Source organism: Streptoalloteichus tenebrarius, assembly GCF_024171885.1.
Lineage (GTDB): Bacteria > Actinomycetota > Actinomycetes > Mycobacteriales > Pseudonocardiaceae > Streptoalloteichus > Streptoalloteichus tenebrarius.
The window spans coordinates 69,284-86,952 of record NZ_JAMTCP010000003.1 but is presented as its reverse complement, the minus strand read 5'-3'; the positions used below and the strand labels follow the sequence as shown (position 1 = coordinate 86,952).

11 protein-coding genes and 1 CRISPR repeat array (1 of these 12 cut by a window edge) are annotated in these 17,669 nt (G+C 70.4%); of the genes, 8 read left to right on the top strand and 3 right to left on the bottom strand.

What is annotated here, in order from left to right:
* The first annotated feature begins 268 nt into the window (after positions 1 to 268).
* From LX15_RS04015 to LX15_RS04000, 4 genes are read left to right on the top strand one after another with little or no spacing between them, the layout of a single operon-like run.
* Positions 269 to 1,801: a DUF2397 domain-containing protein gene (locus LX15_RS04015; protein ID WP_253668096.1), complete on the top strand. Its 1,533-nt coding sequence runs from the start codon at positions 269 to 271 to the stop codon at positions 1,799 to 1,801.
* On the top strand, positions 1,798 to 2,943 hold the full coding sequence (locus LX15_RS04010; protein ID WP_253668095.1) for a TIGR02678 family protein: 1,146 nt from the start codon (positions 1,798 to 1,800) through the stop codon (positions 2,941 to 2,943). Before LX15_RS04015 ends, LX15_RS04010 begins: the two co-directional genes overlap by 4 nt.
* Positions 2,940 to 7,151: a TIGR02680 family protein gene (locus LX15_RS04005; RefSeq protein ID WP_253668094.1), complete on the top strand. Its 4,212-nt coding sequence runs from the start codon at positions 2,940 to 2,942 to the stop codon at positions 7,149 to 7,151. Before LX15_RS04010 ends, LX15_RS04005 begins: the two co-directional genes overlap by 4 nt.
* The gene (locus LX15_RS04000) at positions 7,148 to 8,389 is read left to right on the top strand and encodes a DUF2399 domain-containing protein (RefSeq protein ID WP_253668093.1); all 1,242 of its coding nucleotides are present in this window, start codon (positions 7,148 to 7,150) and stop codon (positions 8,387 to 8,389) included. Before LX15_RS04005 ends, LX15_RS04000 begins: the two co-directional genes overlap by 4 nt.
* A gap of 1,188 nt (positions 8,390 to 9,577) precedes the next feature.
* Here the strand turns inward: LX15_RS04000 and LX15_RS03995 are convergent.
* On the bottom strand, positions 9,578 to 10,795 hold the full coding sequence (locus LX15_RS03995) for an MFS transporter (RefSeq protein ID WP_253668092.1): 1,218 nt from the start codon (positions 10,793 to 10,795) through the stop codon (positions 9,578 to 9,580).
* A 128-nt stretch (positions 10,796 to 10,923) separates the two neighbouring features.
* Here LX15_RS03995 and LX15_RS03990 point away from each other — a divergent pair, with 128 nt between their 5' ends.
* Both LX15_RS03990 and LX15_RS03985 read left to right on the top strand, forming a co-directional pair.
* Entirely contained in the window at positions 10,924 to 11,916 is a 993-nt protein-coding gene (locus LX15_RS03990; protein ID WP_253668091.1) for an ArsR/SmtB family transcription factor, read from the top strand.
* 313 nt (positions 11,917 to 12,229) lie between these two features.
* Positions 12,230 to 13,468 carry a flavin monoamine oxidase family protein gene (locus LX15_RS03985; protein WP_253668090.1) on the top strand — a complete coding sequence of 413 codons (1,239 nt, stop codon included), beginning with the start codon at positions 12,230 to 12,232 and terminating at the stop codon, positions 13,466 to 13,468.
* Between the two features lie 493 nt (positions 13,469 to 13,961).
* Here the strand turns inward: LX15_RS03985 and LX15_RS03980 are convergent, their stop codons facing one another.
* Entirely contained in the window at positions 13,962 to 14,681 is a 720-nt protein-coding gene (locus LX15_RS03980; RefSeq protein ID WP_253668089.1) for a hypothetical protein, read from the bottom strand.
* Positions 14,682 to 15,047: 366 nt separating this feature from the next.
* Complete coding sequence (locus LX15_RS03975; protein WP_253668088.1) at positions 15,048 to 16,226, bottom strand: FAD-dependent monooxygenase; 1,179 nt, start codon at positions 16,224 to 16,226, stop codon at positions 15,048 to 15,050.
* Positions 16,227 to 16,343: 117 nt separating this feature from the next.
* Between LX15_RS03975 and LX15_RS03970 the strand changes: the two genes are divergently transcribed.
* Complete coding sequence (locus LX15_RS03970) at positions 16,344 to 16,835, top strand: MarR family winged helix-turn-helix transcriptional regulator (RefSeq protein WP_253668087.1); 492 nt, start codon at positions 16,344 to 16,346, stop codon at positions 16,833 to 16,835.
* Positions 16,836 to 16,886: 51 nt separating this feature from the next.
* Positions 16,887 to 17,306: a hypothetical protein gene (locus LX15_RS03965; protein WP_253668086.1), complete on the top strand. Its 420-nt coding sequence runs from the start codon at positions 16,887 to 16,889 to the stop codon at positions 17,304 to 17,306.
* A gap of 118 nt (positions 17,307 to 17,424) precedes the next feature.
* Positions 17,425 to 17,669: a CRISPR direct-repeat array (repeat unit 26 nt; unit sequence CTCACCCCCGCGTGCGCGGGGAGGAC) (it continues 25 nt past the right edge of the window).

The following is a 17,669-nucleotide window of genomic DNA, read 5'->3' as shown; positions in this document are numbered from 1 at the left end:
TCTCAGGGAGTTCCTGACTGTCCTCTTGCGGGACTTGGGGCGACGCTGCGCACTCGGCGGGTTCGGTCGACGACTCGTCGTCGACCGGTGCAGCCTTCACTTCGTGTCCGCCCGACAGGTCGAGATCTACGAACGCGCCACGACTGTTCGGCGTGCACCGCCCGGCTTGCCGTGGAACGTAGCGCAGTTCCCGATGAAGGACTCACTGGAACGGGTGACGTGTTGCTCGTGCTTTCGCGTCGGCATCCCTCCTACGTAACCTGGAGGAGTGAATGATCACGACGAGACGCCGGAGACGGAGGTGTCCGCTGATCCGTGGTCGGCTCTGCTGCCGGGGCAGGAGCTCGTTCCGGCCTACCTCACCTCGCGGTTCGCGGCGCAGTACCGGGTGATCGTCGACGTTCTGCTGGCCGAGCAGGACACGAGCCTGACCGGTCTGTCCTATGACGAGGTGGCCGCTGGCGTTCGCGCGCACCTCACCGGGCAGGTGCCGGCTGAGGTCGTCGACCGCCTGCTCGCCCCGGACGTGCTGCACCTCGACGCGCGGCTGGAGCGTTTGGTGCAGTGGCGGGTTCTGACCCGGTGGCAGGAACCTGCTCGTTCCGGGGAGGACTTCCTGCGCCGACGTGACCGGTACCAGCTCACGCCGAGAGCCGCGGGATTGCACGTCTTCTGGTCGTCGGTCGACGACACCGAGAAGGCCGGAGGTGACCTCACCCTCGCGCCGCGTGCGATTCACGAGCGGCTGACCGCGTTCGCCGAAGCGATCCGCAAAGCGGCCTACACCCACGCGGCCACGGAATTCCAGCAGGTCACGGCAATGCACGAGGCGATGGCCAAGGCCGCGCGCGGGTGGCAGAGCACGTTGGCGCACGCCTTGTCGGGAGGACCCGACCCGGCCAAGCAGGATCTGTTGTGGCAGACGTTGCGCGCCTACATCGGTATGTGGGGCGAGCAGGTCGACGTCCACACACCGCGGATCGCGGAGCTGGTGGCCGAGCTTGACCCGCTGTTGACCCCTGAGGTGTGGCGCGCGTGCGTTCGCGCCGCGTTGGGCGGCGAGGCGGACGACGAAGTGGTGGCCTCCCAGGCACATCACTGGGAACGCACGTGGGTGGCTCTCGGCTCATGGTTCGGTGACAGCGACAGCCAGGCGCGGAAGCTGCGGCGTCAGTTGCGTGATCTGATCGCCCCGTGGGCCCGCAACATGAACCTCCTGCTGGACACCGGCGGCGCGGTCACTCGCCGGGCGGAACTGCTGGCCCTGGCCGTCGCCGTCGAGCGCGCTCCCGACGACGAGAGCGCTTGGCGGATCTGGGACACCGCGGTGGGCGCGTTCTCCGCGCGCCACCTGCTGTTGGCGGCGGACTCCGCTGACGACAACGACCTGAGCTGGACGACCGCCTCGCCCGCGCCGGTCACCGCCCGGTTCCGCGAACAGGGTGCGCGCGCCGCGGTCGGCAGGCGGACCAAGATCCCGGACTACTCGACGGGCAAGAGCGCCGCCCGACGGGCCAGGCTCGCCGCTCTGGCCGCACGGAGCGGCGCCGAGGCGGCGTTACGTCGGCGTTCCGGGACGCACCTGGCCGAATGGGGCGAGATCACCGACGCGGAACTGGACCTGCTGCTGGAGTTCGTCAGCGTGGTGCGGCGGACGCGATCGGAGACCGCGGTGACCGGAGACGGCCGGTGGCGCATCACGTTGGGTCGACCAGCGGACGCGCACCACACCACGAGCCTGCGCGCGAACAGCGGCAGCATGACGACCCTGAACTGGTACTTCGAGATGGAGCCCGCGTGAACCGCGACGCGGCTGAGCGGCAACGGGCGTTCACCGCCCTTCTGCGCTCGCCGGTGCTGGACCGGCGCACCCACCCCGACGTGTGGCCGCTCGTACGGGTGCACCGGGTGGCGCTGGGCGAGTGGTTCACCCAGCGGCTCGGTTACCGACTGGTGGTGACCGACTCCGCCGCCCGGTTGTTCCGGTTGCCCGTTGACGGTGTCGTCGTCGCGCCCCGACGGTTCCGGCCACCGACCCGTCGGGTCCTCGTGCTGGCGATCCTCGCTGCGGCGGCGGCCGAGGACGCCGAGGACATCACCACCACCCAGGACCTGTCCGACCGGGTCCGGGTGCTCTCCACGCACGAGGACGTCGGGCTCGCACCCTATGACCCCGACCGGTACGCCGAGCGCACGCTGTTCGTCAAAGCCGTTCGCCTGCTGGTGTCGATGGGGGCACTGCGGCCGATTGGTCGTGACGACGAGGAGCGGCGAGAGGGGTGGGCGCACCATCGTGATGCGATCGGCGGCGCGTACGAGGTGCGCCGTGAGCTGTTGCTGCGCCTGGTCGACCCCGCCTCGCTGCGCGTCGCTCTCAGCGGGGGGCGCGACGACGGACCGCCCCACGAGGCGGCTGCGCGGATCGGATTGATGCGCAAACTGGTCGAGCTGCCCGTGGTCCTGTACGAGGACCTCACCGACGCCGAGCGGCACTACCTGACCAGCCAGCGCCACCGCGTCCTGACCTGGTGCGCGGAGATGACGGGGTGGGTGGTCGAGCAGCGCGCGGAGGGGATGGCGCTCATCGCCGCCGACGAAGCGGACACGGACCTTCCGTTTCCGCGGCAGCGCGCCGCCGACTTCGCCGCCCTGATGGTGCTGGACGAACTGGTGCGCACGCACGGTGCGGGTTCGGTCGTCACCGCCGACGACCTCCGTGCGGCAGCGTCCGAGGTCCGGGCGCGTCACGCCAAGGCGATGACCAACGAACTGCGTGTGGGCAACGCCGTGGAATCCACGGCACGGGATCGGCTGGGTGCGCTGGACCTGTTGCGCCCGACTGGAATCCCGGACACGTGGCGGTTGACCGCCGCGGCAGCGCGCTTCCGCGACCCTCGGGTGGTGGCCGTGAACGCGAAGCTGGACGAGGAGGACGAGGGTTGACCCGACCGCGACCTGACCGCGAGCGCTGGCTGGCGGCAGCGATGAAGGGGGGCCTCCCCGAGCCGAGCCTCCACCGCTGGCAGCCGTTGCGCGTGGGCATCCTCAACCTGTGGGAGTACGACCAGGCGGAGTTCTGGTTCGCCGACGGGCGTCTCGTGCTGCGCGGGGGCAACGGGGCGGGCAAGACCAAGGTGCTCGAACTGACGACCCTGATGCTGCTGCGCGGGGAGATCGGCCCGTCCGTGCTCGACCCGTTCGGGTCCCAACACCGCACCATGCGCTTCAACCTGCTGCCCACGGGCGAGGACGACGACCCGCGTCCGCCATCGGACGCGGGGTTGGGGTACGCCTGGGCCGAGTTCGGCAGGCTCGACGACGACGGCACGGCGCGGTACTTCGTCTGCGGTCTCGGTGTCAGCGCCCGCCGGGGCAGCGGCACGTCCGCGGTGACCCCGTGGCACCTGATCACCCACCTGCGCCCGGGACGCGATCTCCAGTTGTCCAGGGCGGGCCGGCCGCTCGACCAGAAGGAGCTCAAGAAGGTTCCCGGCGTCACGGTGCCCGACAGCGCCGCTCGCTACCGCGAGAGGCTGGCCTCCGAGCTGTTCGGTCTGGGCTCCGACGCCTACGACAACCTGACCGAGCTGCTCAAGCAACTGCGCAAACCCAAGTTGGGAGAACGGCTCAACCCCGCCAGCCTGGCGGAGACCCTGCGTGCGGCCCTGCCACCGCTCGCGAGCACGGAGATCACCCAGCTCGCCGACGGGTGGGACAACCTGGAGAAGCTGCGCACGGCCGTGGAACAGATCCGCGGCGCGGCTGTGAGTCTGGCGGCGTTCGTCCGCTACGGCTGGACCCCTTGGGCACGCACCGTCGTGCGCCATCGCGCCGACGCGCTGACCGCGGCGACCACCGAACTGGACCGCACCACCAAAGACCGCCGGGCCGCGGAAAACGCGCTGGCCACCGCCCGCGGTGAAGCCGACGAGCTGAAGGAACGCATCTCCCAGGTGCGAGCGCAGCGGGACGACCTCGGCACGGAGCTGCGCGAGCTGCTGGACAGCCAGGCGTTCCAGGACGCCATGAGCGCGGCGAACCGCGTCGAAGGGCTTCGTGAACAGCTCGGTTCCCTGACCGGACAACTCCGGGGAGTCGAAGAGCGCCACACCGAGGCGGCTGAGGACGTGGCGAAAGCCGCCGAGACCGAGAAGAGCGCCACTCGTGCCGCTGAGCAGGCCGAATCAGAGGTGGTACGGGCGGCCGAGCGGGTCCGGGCTGCCGGGCGCCTCGCCGGACTGGACCAGTCGGTCACACGGCACCTCGCCGCGCGCGACGTGCCCGCGCTGCGCGCCGACCTCTCGGTCCGACGGGAGCGCTTCGCCCGGTTGCAGGAGCTCCGTGCGGTGTTCGAGCGGGCCGAGTCGGCCGTGGCGAGGTCGGCGGACCTGCTGGCCGACCGGGAGTCGGACCTGAACGAGGCCGTGGAGCGGCGGGAGTTGGCGCACGAGGGCGTCGAGGCCGCGGTCGACACGCTGTGCAGGCAGATCAGGGAGTGGAACGCGAGCGTCGTCCTGGCCAAGGCGGACGAGCACGTCGTCGAGCAATGGTGCGACCTGGTGGCCGAGTTGACCGCGGTGGACCCGTCGAGGACTCCGGCCGAACAGCGCGGCTCCTCACCCGTGGCGGCGATCACCAGGCACGTCAACGAGGTTCGCGACACCTTGAGCGCGCGGCGCACGGCACTGGTGCACGAGCGCGCTGAACTCGTGGCGGAACACGACCAGATCACGGCGGAACTGGCGGCGGTACTGGACCGGGCGGAGCGCCCACCGGCCCCTCCGGACACGTGGCGCCGTCGTGATCGGCCGGAGCCCGACAGTGGGCTGGGCGCGCCGTTCTGGCGGTGCGTCCAGCCCGTCGGTGAGTTGTCGCCGGACGAGGTGGACCTGCTGGAGGCGACCCTCGCCGCCGCGGGTGTGCTCGACGCCTGGCTGAGCCCTGACGGCGGGTTGACCACCGCGGCAGGCGTCGAGCAGGCGGACACGGTGGTGGTGCGCGCGGGGGAAACCCGAGCTGATGCGAATCTGACCGCGGTGCTGGAACCCACTTCCGCCGGCGGTGTCCCGGAATCCGTCATCCGCGCTGTGCTCACCGCGATTGGCTGGCACGACTCCCGCCCCGACAACGATGCGACCGGAACCTGGCTGGCGGCCGACGGCACGTGGCGCTGCGCCGCTCTGTCCGGGCGCGCCGAAGTCGCCCGACCCGCCTCCCACCTCGGTGCCACCGCCCGTGAGTCCGCCAGGCAGCGGGAGATCCACCGGTTGCGGACCCGACTGGCTGAGTTGGAGGAGACGGCCAACGCGATCGCGGCCAGGGTCCAGGAACTTGAGGACGACCTGCGGCACCTCGGCGAGGAGATCGCGAGGCTGCCGGGAGAGCGCGTGGTCACCGACGCCGTCACCACGCTGCGGGAGAGGGAACGGCAGGCAGCCGACAGCGAACGCAAGGCGGCCGCGGCCATGGACACCCACCGCGTCAACGAGACGGCCAGGGACACCGCGTGGGCGGCGTTCTCCACCTACGCGAGCGAGCACGCCTTCCCACTGGACGATCTGCCCGTCCACGACGCGGCCTTGCAGGACTACCGCCATGCCGTGGACGAACTGGCTCGGCGCAAGGAATTGCTCGACCTGCGGGCGGCGACGTTGGCGCAGGCGCGAAGCGGTTTCGCCACCGCACAGCGCAGGCTCGCCGGTGTCGATGGCGAACTGAACGCCCTGCGTGGGCACAAACGACAGGTGGAGGTTCGACTGCGCACCGCGCAGGAGGCGCTCACCAGCGATGTCCGCGCGCAGTTGGACCGCCGCGCCGAGCTGGACCGCCTGGTGGAGCGGGTCGGCCGTGAACTCGACGAACTCGGGGAGCGGCTCACCAGCGCCCGGATCACGGTCACCCGGGCCGAAGAAACCCTCGGGCGGCACGAGGAACGCCGTCAGACCGCCGAACGCAGGCGGGATGCCGTGCTCGAAGCGTGGTGGGAGGTGTACGACGCCGGTCTCGCGCAGCCCCTCGGTCTGGCGGAACCTGAGCGCCGAAGCGTGGAATCCGCGCGCGAGTCGACCCGCGCCGCGCGCCGCGAACTGCCGGAACCGGGTGATGTGGACCGCGCCTGGCGGCACTGCTACAGCAGGCTCGAAGCACTGCGGCAGGAGCTGCTGCCCGATCGCGACGCCCGGGTGCTGGAACCGGAGCACGACGGCGCGCTCCAGCGCGTGGCCGTCCTGGCCGACAGCAAGACCGGCTGGCAGGCGCCCCCGGCCGCCGCGGACCTGCTCGCCAACCAGGTCCGCGAGCAGGAGAACGCGTTCGACTCCGAACAGCAACGGGTGTTGACCACCCTGCTCGGCTCGACGTTCATCGAGCACCTCAAGGACCGGTTGGACTACACCGCCCGGACCTTCACCGACATCAACAAGCAGTTGATCAGCCACCCGACGCGGCACGGCAACGCCGTGCAGTTGAAGTGGGAACCCGATCCCACCGACCCGGACGCGGGCACCGTGGTGGACGCGCTGACGCAGGGCTACCACCAGCTCTCGCCCGCACGTCAGGAGACCGTGCGCTCCTTCCTCGCCCGCAAGATCGACGCCGCCAGGGCGGACGCGGCGGCCGGGGGCTCCGCCGACTGGCGGGAGCAACTGTCCACCGCCCTCGACTACCGCGGTTGGCTGAAGATCTCGTTGCAGTACCGGCCTGGTCCGGCCAGCCGGTGGGTGGCGTTCGACGCCGCCAAGCACGGCGCCAAGTCCGGCGGCGAGAAGGTCGTGCTGCTGTCCCAGCCGCTGTTCGCCGCCGCGTTCGTGGCCTACAACGCGGCCGGTGGGCACGCCCCGCGCTGCGTGTGGTTGGACGAGGCGATGACCGGGGTGGACGAGGAGATCAAGGCGTCGTTCATGGGCCTGACGGTGAGCTTCGACCTGGACGTGATGCTGACCGCCCACGACGAGTGGTGCAAGTACCCGACCGTCCCCGCGGTGGCCGTCTACGACTTGGCCAGGCACAAGGGTCTGCCCGGTGTCGACGCCGTTCCGTACCTGTGGTGCGGCGGCGAGTGGACCAGCGTCCCACTACCGGCCTCCGACCCACGCGCCGACGAGGCGCTGTTGGCGACGGACGGCCTGTTCGCCGAGGCGGACGCGGAGTGACGGCCACGATTCCGCCGGGTATCGAGGACTGGGCGCACCTGCCAGGTCCCGCGGCCGTGCTCGACGCCGTCCACACCCGAGCCAGGCGCGGACATCGCACCGAAACAGGAACGCTCACCACCCTCGCGCTGACCGCGGAGCAGCGTCGGCAGGTCGCGCTGTTGCTCGGCACGCGGTGGGAGCTGACCGGCAAACCCGTCCGGCTCCAGGACCTCGCGGCGAAGCTCTCCGAGCACCACCTGACCGTGCTCGGGTTGGTCGAGGCGCTGCACGGCAGGCGGATCGAACCGGACAGGGCTCACCGCGACCGCGCACAGGCCGAGGCAGCAAGCGAACGAGAGCGCGCCGCCGCACACCTCGTCAGCGCGGGTGTGTCCGCGTCCGCGGTGGAGCAGTGGCTCGCGGACCCCGGTTTGCCGAGGCCAGGCTCAGGAGCGCTTCAAAGCCTGGCTGAACAGGTGGCGAGCGTCATCGCCCGGCTGCGTACCACGGGCAGGGGGACACGACTCGCGCAACTCGCCGCGGACACCGTGCACGACGCGCATGCTCTTGACGCCGACCGGCTGCTGGGGCGCGGGGTGGCCCGTCTCCTGGCGATCGTGCACGGACTTCCCCGACCACAGCGAGCCGGCAGAGCGTGGCGCGCGGCGTGGGCCGGGGCCGGAGTGGTGTGCGACGGGGTGTCCTCCCGCGTGCTGGCACTGAACCTCCCGCTGACCGGTGAGTCCCCGGCTGCGAGGTTGTGCGCCGCCGCTCTCGGCGAGCCTGTCTGGCTGACCCTGCGTTCCCTCGCAGGGAACTGGACCGCTCCCGCGGTCGACGTGTTCGTGTGTGAGAACCCCACCATCGTGGAAGCCGTCGCCGACGCGCTCGGCCCGTCGTGCCCGCCATTGGTGTGCACGGACGGAATCGCTTCTGGTGCCGCGCTGGATCTTCTCGCCTGGCTCACCGCTGCGGGCTGCACGATCCACGCGCGTGCGGACTTCGACCCGGCGGGGTTCACGATCGCCGACCAAGTGCTTTCTGTGGCGCCCGGTGCCCTGTCGTGGCGCTTCGACACACGTACCTATGCCAACGAGTGCGGTCTGAGCGTTCCTCACGGCACTTCTGGTGATCTCGCGACTGCGGTCCAGGAATTGCGGCTCGCCTACGACCACGCACGCATCCCGGTGCACGAGGAACGTGTGCTCGGTCTGTTGTTGTCCGATCTCACGGCAGAAACCGACGTTTCCGACTGACAGGATCCCAACCCCCACATGTCCCTCGCGAAAGGACACGCCCCGCGGGCCGAATCGCTGCTGACCGCGTGCCCCGGACGTGCTTCGACCCCGTCTCCTGTCGACGTTCGCGGAGATCAAGACTCTGGCCGGGTGGACCGCCACCGCTGATCTCGGAGTCCTGACCTTCAGCTCGCGGGCAAGTGTGAGGCGTCAGTTCGCCGATGAGGATACGGCAGTGGATGCCAGTAGGTAGGCGTCATCTGGCGTCCGTGGTTCGCGCTGCGCTGTGTCGTCGCGGACGTCAGCGGTGACGTGTCGGTGTGTTCTGAGGTGTTCTTCCCTTGTGTGCCGGGGAGTTCCAGCACTGTGGTGAGGGTTGCCGCGGGTCGTGACGGTGGGTCGCTTCCCGACTGGTCGGTGGTGGTCGTGGTCGGTGGTGGTCGTGGTGGGTGGTGGTCGTGGTGGGTGGCGCGAATCGGGGCCCCGGTGTCGCCGAGGATGCCGTGCTGGGGTCGGACCTCGGACACGTGTCCAGAACCAACCTCGACGCGGCCGGGTTCGGCCACACCCTGCACATCCTGGAAGGGAACGCCGCAGAGGGCAGGAACTGGAATCAACCGAGATCCCCACGCCAGCGGCAGGCCCGGCGATCCTTTCCTGCTCGCGGACCAGGCCTGACTCGTCACAGGCTACGAAGCCGGGCGTCATCACGGGAGCAGACGTGAACTCCCACCGCCAGCGCGGCCTCGGTTTTCGCCCTGCCGGGCTCGGGAATGTCCGGCGGCTTCGGCATCCAGGGTTGAAAGCCTGGCGGGCAGGGGTACATCCGTGCGCGTCGAGGGCCCGCCTTAGCGTCCCGTCCGGCCTACGAGGCTGGTTTCCGGGGCTTGTGTTCACCTGTGTCGAGTCTTCGATCCTGCGTCGCGTTCAGCCATTTTCGGCCTCCCTTGCTCGTCGAGGACGCGACTGGTCGGATGAAAGTGAACTCGATACGAGTTTGAGTTTGGGCTCCGTGGACGATCTTGTCAAACATCGGTGGGGGGCGGCGTGGGCCGTTGTTCCCTGGACCAGAACTCCGAAGCGAGCATCAAAGTTGAGAGGGATGAGGAACAGCGCGCCGCGACGCGGGGCCTCTTCACCCGGTACGCCACACCATGCCGCCGGCTGTAGTGGCATGCGCAAGAGCACCTTCGCCCGGCTCGCGAATCACGTGGGGGCGGCTGCCGGGAGGTTGCGGACCGAGCGGGCGGCGAGCGGGGTGAGCGCGACGACCGCGAACGCGATTCCACACCAGAACGCGACCGGCGCGCCGCCCCAGCGCGCGGCAACCGGTCCGATCAGGAGTTGGCTGACGGGCATGGTGACGTAGGACAGCAGGTCGCTGTAGGACGAAACGCGTGACAGCGCATCACGCGGCACGTGCTGCTGTAGCGCGGTGTCCCAGGCGATGCCCAGCGCGGTGAACCCCATGCCCGAGACGAGGGCGCTCGCCAACAACACCGGAACGTCGGCGTGCAGCCCGAGCGCGACCAGAGCGAGCCCACCGACGGCGCCCGTCGCCAGACCAGCACGCAGTGGATGGCGGAGCGTCACACGACACATCACCACGCTCGTCACCAGCAACCCGATCGCGCGAACGCTGAGCACCACACCCCACAGCGCCTCGCCACCGCGCTCGCTGGTCAACTGTGGACCGAGAACCTGCCAGGCCCCGAGGTGGACCAAGTTGATCAATCCGCAGGACAGCGTCACGATCCACACCCACGGGATGCCGAGGAACTCCCGCCAGCCGTCCCGGATGTCGGCGAACAGGTGCCCGCGTCGGACCGCGACCGTCGAGGCCGGGAGCCGGGCGAGGAGTCCCGCCGCGGCCAGGTAGCTGAGCGCGTCGACCGCGATCGCCCAGCCGCCGCCGACCCCGACGACGAGCAGAGCGGCGACGGTCGGGCCGAGGATCTTGGTGGCGTTCCTGGCGGACGCGAGCAGCGCGTTGGCCCGCTGTAGATCGTCGGGTGCGACCAGTTCGGGCACGATGCCGCGCAACGCGGGCGAGGCGAACGCGTCCAGCGCGCCGTTGGCGAGTCCGAGGCCGGCGACCAGCGGCAGGTCGTACCGGCCGGTGATCAGCACTGCCGCGACCGCGCCCTGCGTGATGCCCGCACCGAGATTGGCCGCGACCAGCACGGCGCGGCGCGAGTACCGGTCCGCGACCGCGCCGCCGACGAGCAGCAGCGCCAGATGTGGAACGATCTGCGCGGCGAGCACGACGCCGAGGTCTCGGGGCCGTCCGGACGCGTCGAGCACGGCAAGGGCGAGCGCGACCGGGTTCATCGCGCTGCCCAGCAGCGACACCAGGCGACCGAGGAAGAACCCACGGAACGGTGGCGTGAGCGTTCTGGACAGGAAGCGCGAGGTCGGCGGCACAACGTCACCGTGACGGAACAGGTGAGGTGCGGGCTAACCTTGCGCCAAACACCGCAACCATAACCGTGCCGACCGAAAACACCACACCTGCCGCACCATGAGTTGATCCAGCGAGGCCAACGCGCGCCATGACCCTGCTCCGGCTCAGCCCAACCGCGCTGTCCCGCTGCCGCTTCGCCGTGTCTCCGCTCGCGGAGACGATCGGCGCGCTGATCACCCTGCACCGTCCCGGCCCTGACCCCTGGCACCAGCCGTGGCACGGGGACAACCAGTCCGAGTACCGAACGTGGCTGGCGCGGGACCCGGTCGCCGCCGGTCTGCTCGGCTTGGTCGCGGCGACCAAGCGCTTTCCCGACCTGGTCGCGCTGCCTCCGAAGGACGGCATGCGCACCCGACTGGCCGACGAACTCGCCGAGGTCGCGGCCCACTCCGACGAGCACGTGCGCGCGACCGTCGCCGAATCCGTCACCGCGAGCTGGGAACCGCAGGACACCGCATGGCTGGAGCTGGACGGGCTCGGTAGCCGCGTCGCGGCGGTGCTGGCGGAGGGATTCCATCGCTTCGTCGCTCCCGACTGGGCGCGCCGACGCGCGGTGCTGGAACGGGACATCATGTACCGGGCCGGGCTGCTCGCCGCCTACGGCTGGCAGCACGCGGTCGAGACCATGAGGAACCGCTCGGTCTGGGTCGGCGAGAACGCGATCCGGTTCAGCGACCAGGACTGGCCGGACCGCCACATCGACGCGGAGGGCTTGATCTTCGTGCCGAGGACGACCGCCGGTGGCTGGTGGACGTGCGAGCGGCCGCCGCGTTACGCGCTGGTCTACCCGGCACGCGGGGTCGCCGCGCCGGCCGCCGCACCACGAGCGGACCCGCTGGCCACGCTACTCGGCGGTGGGCGTGCGCGAGTGCTGCGTGAACTCGCCCGTCCGGCGACGAGCACCCAGCTCGCGCACGCCCTTGGCGTGTCGCTCGGCACGGTGAGCGCGCACCTCGCCGTCCTGCGGGAGGCGGACGCGGCGACCAGGACGCGCGCCGGCCGCAACGTGGTCTACCTGCTCACCGAGCGGGGCGAACGGCTGGTCGCGCTACTCGAAGCCGAACCGGCCGAGCACGGCTGAGAAGCCCGGTTACGCGGACCCAGGCCCCACCCAGGTTACGTCAACGCGGGGCACACATCGTCCACAATGGACAAGGTAGGGCTGCCACCTGTCGCGCTGGCGCGGGTAGCGAGAACCGGATAACAGCTCGCCGAGCTGTCAGCCTCCCGGCCTGGGGCGCGCTTTCAACGCCACACCCACGCGTCGGCCAGGTCGGCATGCCGCTCAGCCCATTCGCCAATGTCGCTGACCAGCTATGACGCTGTGCTTTGGGGTTCACCGCGGGGAGGGCCTGGCCTTCGTCCGATGCCACAAGCTGCGACACCGGTGACGTGTGGTCCGCCGCCCACGCGTCCTCGCTGGCGATCTCGAACGATCCCTCCGCGCCGGCGGTCGGACCCACACCGGCGAAGCCTTCGGCCACCCGCTCGACCTGGGCGGCACCTACGTGCACTGGACCCAGCCCCACGTGTGGCGTGAGCTGCGACGCCACGAATTCCCGCTGGCCGCACCGCTGGAGATCGACAAGGTCTACTGGCTGGCGGACGGCGCGGTGCGCTCCGGGACCCAGCTCGACCACAACGACGCCGTCGCCCCGCTCATGGCACGGTTCTTCGCCGCCGCCCGAACCCGGTTCCCGCTGCCGTATGACCTCACCGCGGTCGACAACGGCGACATCGAGGAGGAGACGGTCGGCGACCGGCTCGACTCACTGGACCTGTCCGCGTACGACAGGGATGTCCTCGACGGGGCGCTGGCCATGCTGGCCCCCAGTCCCGACGAGCAGGGCGTGGAGCAGATGCTCGCGTGGGCCGCCACGACCTTCGGCGACTGGGGCGCGTTCCTGGAAACCGCCGGCTCCTGGCCGATCGAGGGCGGAACCCGCCGGCTGATCACCGCCATGCTCGGCGAGTCAGAAGCCGAGCTGCGCCTGTCCACGCCGGTCGTCGCGATCGAGGACGACGGCACCCGCGTCCTGGTGACCACGCGTTCCGGCGAGCGGATCCACGGCCGCGCGGCCGTCGTCGCCCTGCCGCTCAACACGCTGGGCGACGTCAGGATCGCCCCCGAGATCGCGCCGCTCGCGCGTGCCATGGTCGAGCGGAAGCACCCGATGCGGACCGTCAAGATCTGGGCCAGGGTCAGGGGCGCGGTCGAGCCCTTCGCCGCCCTGGCCCCGGTCGGCCAGAACCCGATCAACGCCGCCAGGGTCGAGCACCGGCTCGACGGCGACACCCTCGTCGTGTGCTTCGCCTCCGACGCCGACGCCCTCGGCGTGAAGGACCGCGAGGCCGTGCAGGCCGCGCTGCGCGCGCTCGTCCCCGGGATCGAGGTGCTGGAGACCGCGGGCCACGACTGGGTCGACGACGAGTTCTCGCAGGGGACCTGGGCCCACCACCGGCCCGGCGACCTCACCCAGGCCGTCCCCCTGATGCGCCAGCCCCACGGACGTGTTCACTTCGCGGGAGGCGACATCGCGTCGCTGGGCGTCGGCGGGATCGAAGGCGCCATCGAGAGCGGCGCCCGGGCCGCCCGGAACGTCGCGGCGGCGCTGGCCGACGGCCGCCACTGACCCTGCCTCGACCAGAGGGTCTCCGCCGTCGACGGCTCGTTCCTCCACTCAGGACACGGCCCTCGCCGTGCCTGGGTGGGGGAGAGGCTATGGAGATCTTGTCACCGTCGAGGGTTGACCTCGATGCAGCGACAACCTCGCACCATGGCGGGCATGACCACCGGAACCAGTGCGGCCGAGGCCACCGGACCACGCACCTCGCGCGACGACAAGGGCGGGACCGGGGGGACCGGCGGGGCCGGCGACACGACGGTGCCACGACCACGATGTCGTGTCCTTCGACCTCAGGGGGCCACGGCCTCTCCTCGGCTGCGGACCAGTACTCCTTCGACGCGTTCCTCAGATGCTCGGTCCCGGCGACGATGTCGGCGTCGGTCTTCCTGCTGCCACGTCGACATGTCCTTCCAGTCCTCCCGTACCCGGGCGCTGTGGTCATCGTCGACAGCCCGGACGGGTCGCTGTTGGCATGGCCTGCTGTCCCCCTCCTGGGCCCTCACCAGCCAGATTTGCAGAGAATGCTCACCTGGATGATCTCCAACCTGCCCGCCCGCACCGCTTCGGCGTCCTCTGTAGACAGACCCTCGGCGGGCACCTTCCCCGCTGGCAGGCGGATGCCGCTGCCGAAGATCCCGCAGCCGTCGATCGGCCCCTGGGGCCGTTCCGTCTGTCGTTCCGGGTCGAAGAAGGGGTGCAGCAAGGGTCCCTTCACCAGGGCTTCGACGTTCCCGGTGGTGGGGGCGCCCACGAAGTAGGCGGTCAGGAAACGCCGGTCCTGGACGTTCTCGAACTGACGTCCGCCGAGGCGGTGCTCGGCCACACGGACCTGGCCGAGCACCGTCTCCATCTTCCCGTCAACGCTGGGGGCGGTGGATATCAGGAGCCAGAGGCCGCCGCTGACCAATGCCACGAAGAGACCGATCCCCATCAGGACGCCCACCGTGTTCGTCAACAGTCTCGCCTTCATACCCCTGGTCCCCCTACCTCGGGCTGCACACGTACACACCGCGCGGCACGTGATCTTGTCACCCTCACGCGCGCTTCGTCGATGGCCTGTGCGCGGTCCTCTTCGTCGGTCTGGCTGTTTCTCGCTGTGGTGTCGCTGTGACACGTCAATGCGAGCGAGGAGCGCCTCGTCCTCCTCAACCTTGCCGGAGGGCAGTTCCCACAGGCCGGGGAGGAACTCCTCGTCCGGTCGGCGCTGGAGCACGAGCACGCTTCCCCCGTGATCGATCACTGATCGATCACGGCGCCGACCACCGCCCGGTCGATCCCGTCCGCGGCGTCCTTCGCCACGAGGGTCTGGAGTCCTTCGGTGAGGCTGTTCGACACGCTGCTCCCATGGTGCGAGGCGGTGGTAATCGGTCAGAACACTGGTGATCGCCGTGGTAGAGGTGCCCACCAGTTGATCACCGTCATGGGGATGCGGAGCTTGAGGGCGCTCCCGCACAGGCGCTTGGCGACGAGAACGCGGCGACGCGATCGATAGGGAGACCGTCCGAGGTCCACGGGTCAAGCGACCAACGTGAGTGGGGCGCGGTGTTCGGCGCGAGCAGGACGTCTCGGCGCGCTCGGTCCGGTGTCAGTGCTGGGTGAAGGTGGGCAGTTGGAGTGCGGAATGGGCCGGGCGGCCGGTGTCGGCGGGCAGCGAGGTGAGCTTGAGGAGGGCGGCGTTGCGTTCGGCCAGGGCTTCGGCCGTGTTGGGGAACATGCTGGCGTTGCCTTCGGTGACCAGGGCCTGGTTCAGCTCGACGAACGGTCGGGTGCTCCGTTCGTAGGCGGCGAACGCCCTGGTGTGGTCGGGCGCCGTGGCCAGGTGGCCGGCGAGCATGTACGCGCCGACCAGCGCGACGCTGGTGCCCTGGCCGGTGAGGAACGAGGGGGCGAACGCGGCGTCGCCGACGAGCGCGACCCGGCCGGACGACCAGCGCGGCAGGTGGATCTGGCTGACGACGTCGAAGAAGAGGTCGTCGGAGTCGCGCATCGCGGCGACCATGCGGGGGATCTCCCAGCCGTCGTCGGCGAAGACGGAGGCGACCAGGTCGCGCTGGGCTGCCGGGTCGCGGAAGGCGTGGAACGGGGGCTCGGGGAGGGCGAAGCTCAGGAACCCGTGGACGTTCTCGCTCTCGCCCAGGGCGTAGAGGACGGCGGCCCGCCCAGGGGTGTTCCACAGGACGCCCTCGTGGGACAGGCCCAGCTCATTGGGCATGGTGAAGCCGGCGAAGCAGTAGCCGAGGTAGCGGTGGAACTGTTCCTCGGGGCCGAGGACGAGGGATCGGACCACGGAGTGCAGACCGTCAGCGCCGATGACGAGGTCGAAGGTGCGGCGCGCGCCGCCGCGGAAGGTCACGTCCACGCCGTCGGCGTGATCGTCGAGGGCGACGATGGTGTCGTCGAAGAGGAATTCGACGTCGTCGCGGACGGCCGCGTACAACAGCTCCGCGAGGTTGCCTCGGCGCACCTCCAGGTCACGGCCCTCGACGCCGCCCGCGACAGCATCGGGTCGGACGGAGGTGATGACGCCGCCGTCGGGGTGGAGGAAGGTGATCCGCCGGGTGCCGACGTGGGTGGCCCGCAGGTCCGGCAGCAGGCCCATCCGGTCGACCACGTCCAGCGCGGTACCGCGGATGTCGATGGCGTAGCCGCCGCCGCGGAGGGCACTCGCCTTCTCGACGACGGTGACGTCGAAGCCGTGGCGGTGGAGCCAGTAGGCGAGGGTGGGGCCGGCGACGCTGGCGCCGGAGATCAGGACGGTGCTCATGCTGCCCCTCAAGGCCGTCTAGCTAAGTTAGGTATCTTTTTCGGGGGTGCGATGATGCCCGTCGCGAGCGGGCGTCCCCGCCAACCGTATAGCTAACTTAGGTATGTAAGAGGTGTGATGAGCGACACGGACGACCGTCGGCCGAACCTGTCGGCGGTGCTGCCACCGCTGATGCGGCTCGGCACCGCGCTCAACCGCAGCGTGGTGCGCGAGCGGGCGATGGAGCGGGTCGGCATCCCGCTGGACCGCCCGGCGATGACGGTGCTCGTCACCCTGCGGCTGGCCGGCCAACCGCTGCGGGTCGGCGAGATCGCGGCGCGCATGCAGGTCGTGGGGCCCCACGTCACGCGGCACCTGCACGAACTGGAGCGTCGCGGCCTGGTCCGCCGGGTCGCCGACCCCCACGACCAGCGCGCCCGCCTGATCGAACTGACGCCGGACGGGGACGCGGCGGCCGGCCGCTACCTCCGGACGGTGCTCGACTGGTTCGCCGACGCGCTGGCCGACTGGTCCGAGGAGGACCGCGAGACCTTCGGCCGCCTGCTCACCCGGTTCGTCGACGACGTCTCGGCCCGCATGGCCCGCCTCGACGACGAGTCGGCCCCCTGAAGGCCGGGTCCGCGAGAGCGGGCCGACGGGGGAGCGGGATGTCGCCATCTCGTGCGACACCGTGGGGGCGACACCAGCGACGTCTACCGCCAGGGCCTGCGGGAGTACCTTCGGCGCGGCAAGCCCATCGCGGCGACCGAGTTCGGCTGCTGCACGTACCGGGGCGCGGCCGAGTGCGGCGGTCTCGGCTGGACCATCGTCGACTACGAGGCGAACCCGCCCCGCCTCCACGGCGACTACGTCCGCGACGAGGAGGAGCAGACCCGCCACCTGCGCGAGATGGTGGCGCTCTTCGACGAGGAGGGCGTGGACACCGCCTTCTGGCACACCTTCGCCAGCTACCAGTTCCCGCACCACCCGGACCCGCGCTTCGACCTCGACATGGCCTCCTACGGGGTCTGCAAGGTCATGCCCGACGGCAGCCTCGCCCCGAAGCGGTCCTTCCACGCCATGGCCGAGACATGCCGGTGAAGCGCTGCACGGCTCCCCGGTGAACACCACGGCCTTCCCGGAAGGTCGTGGCCTGCGGCCAGGGCGAGGACATCATTGGACTCCTGTGGGCCCGGCGTTCACCAACAAGTGGAACGACCTCACCCCCGCCTGCGCGGGGAGGACAACCACCGTCTCCACACGGTCAGGCTGGCAATCGGCTCACCCCCGCGTGCGCGGGGAGGACGCATACCTGTCGCCCGGCGGCGGGCTGCTGGCCGACTCACCCCCGCGTGCGCGGGGAGGACACCCACTCAGGCACCGTGATGTCCGGAATGCTGGACTCACCCCCGCGTGCGCGGGGAGGACCCGTCCACGGCAGCCTTCTGTGTGGGCGTGAGGGAC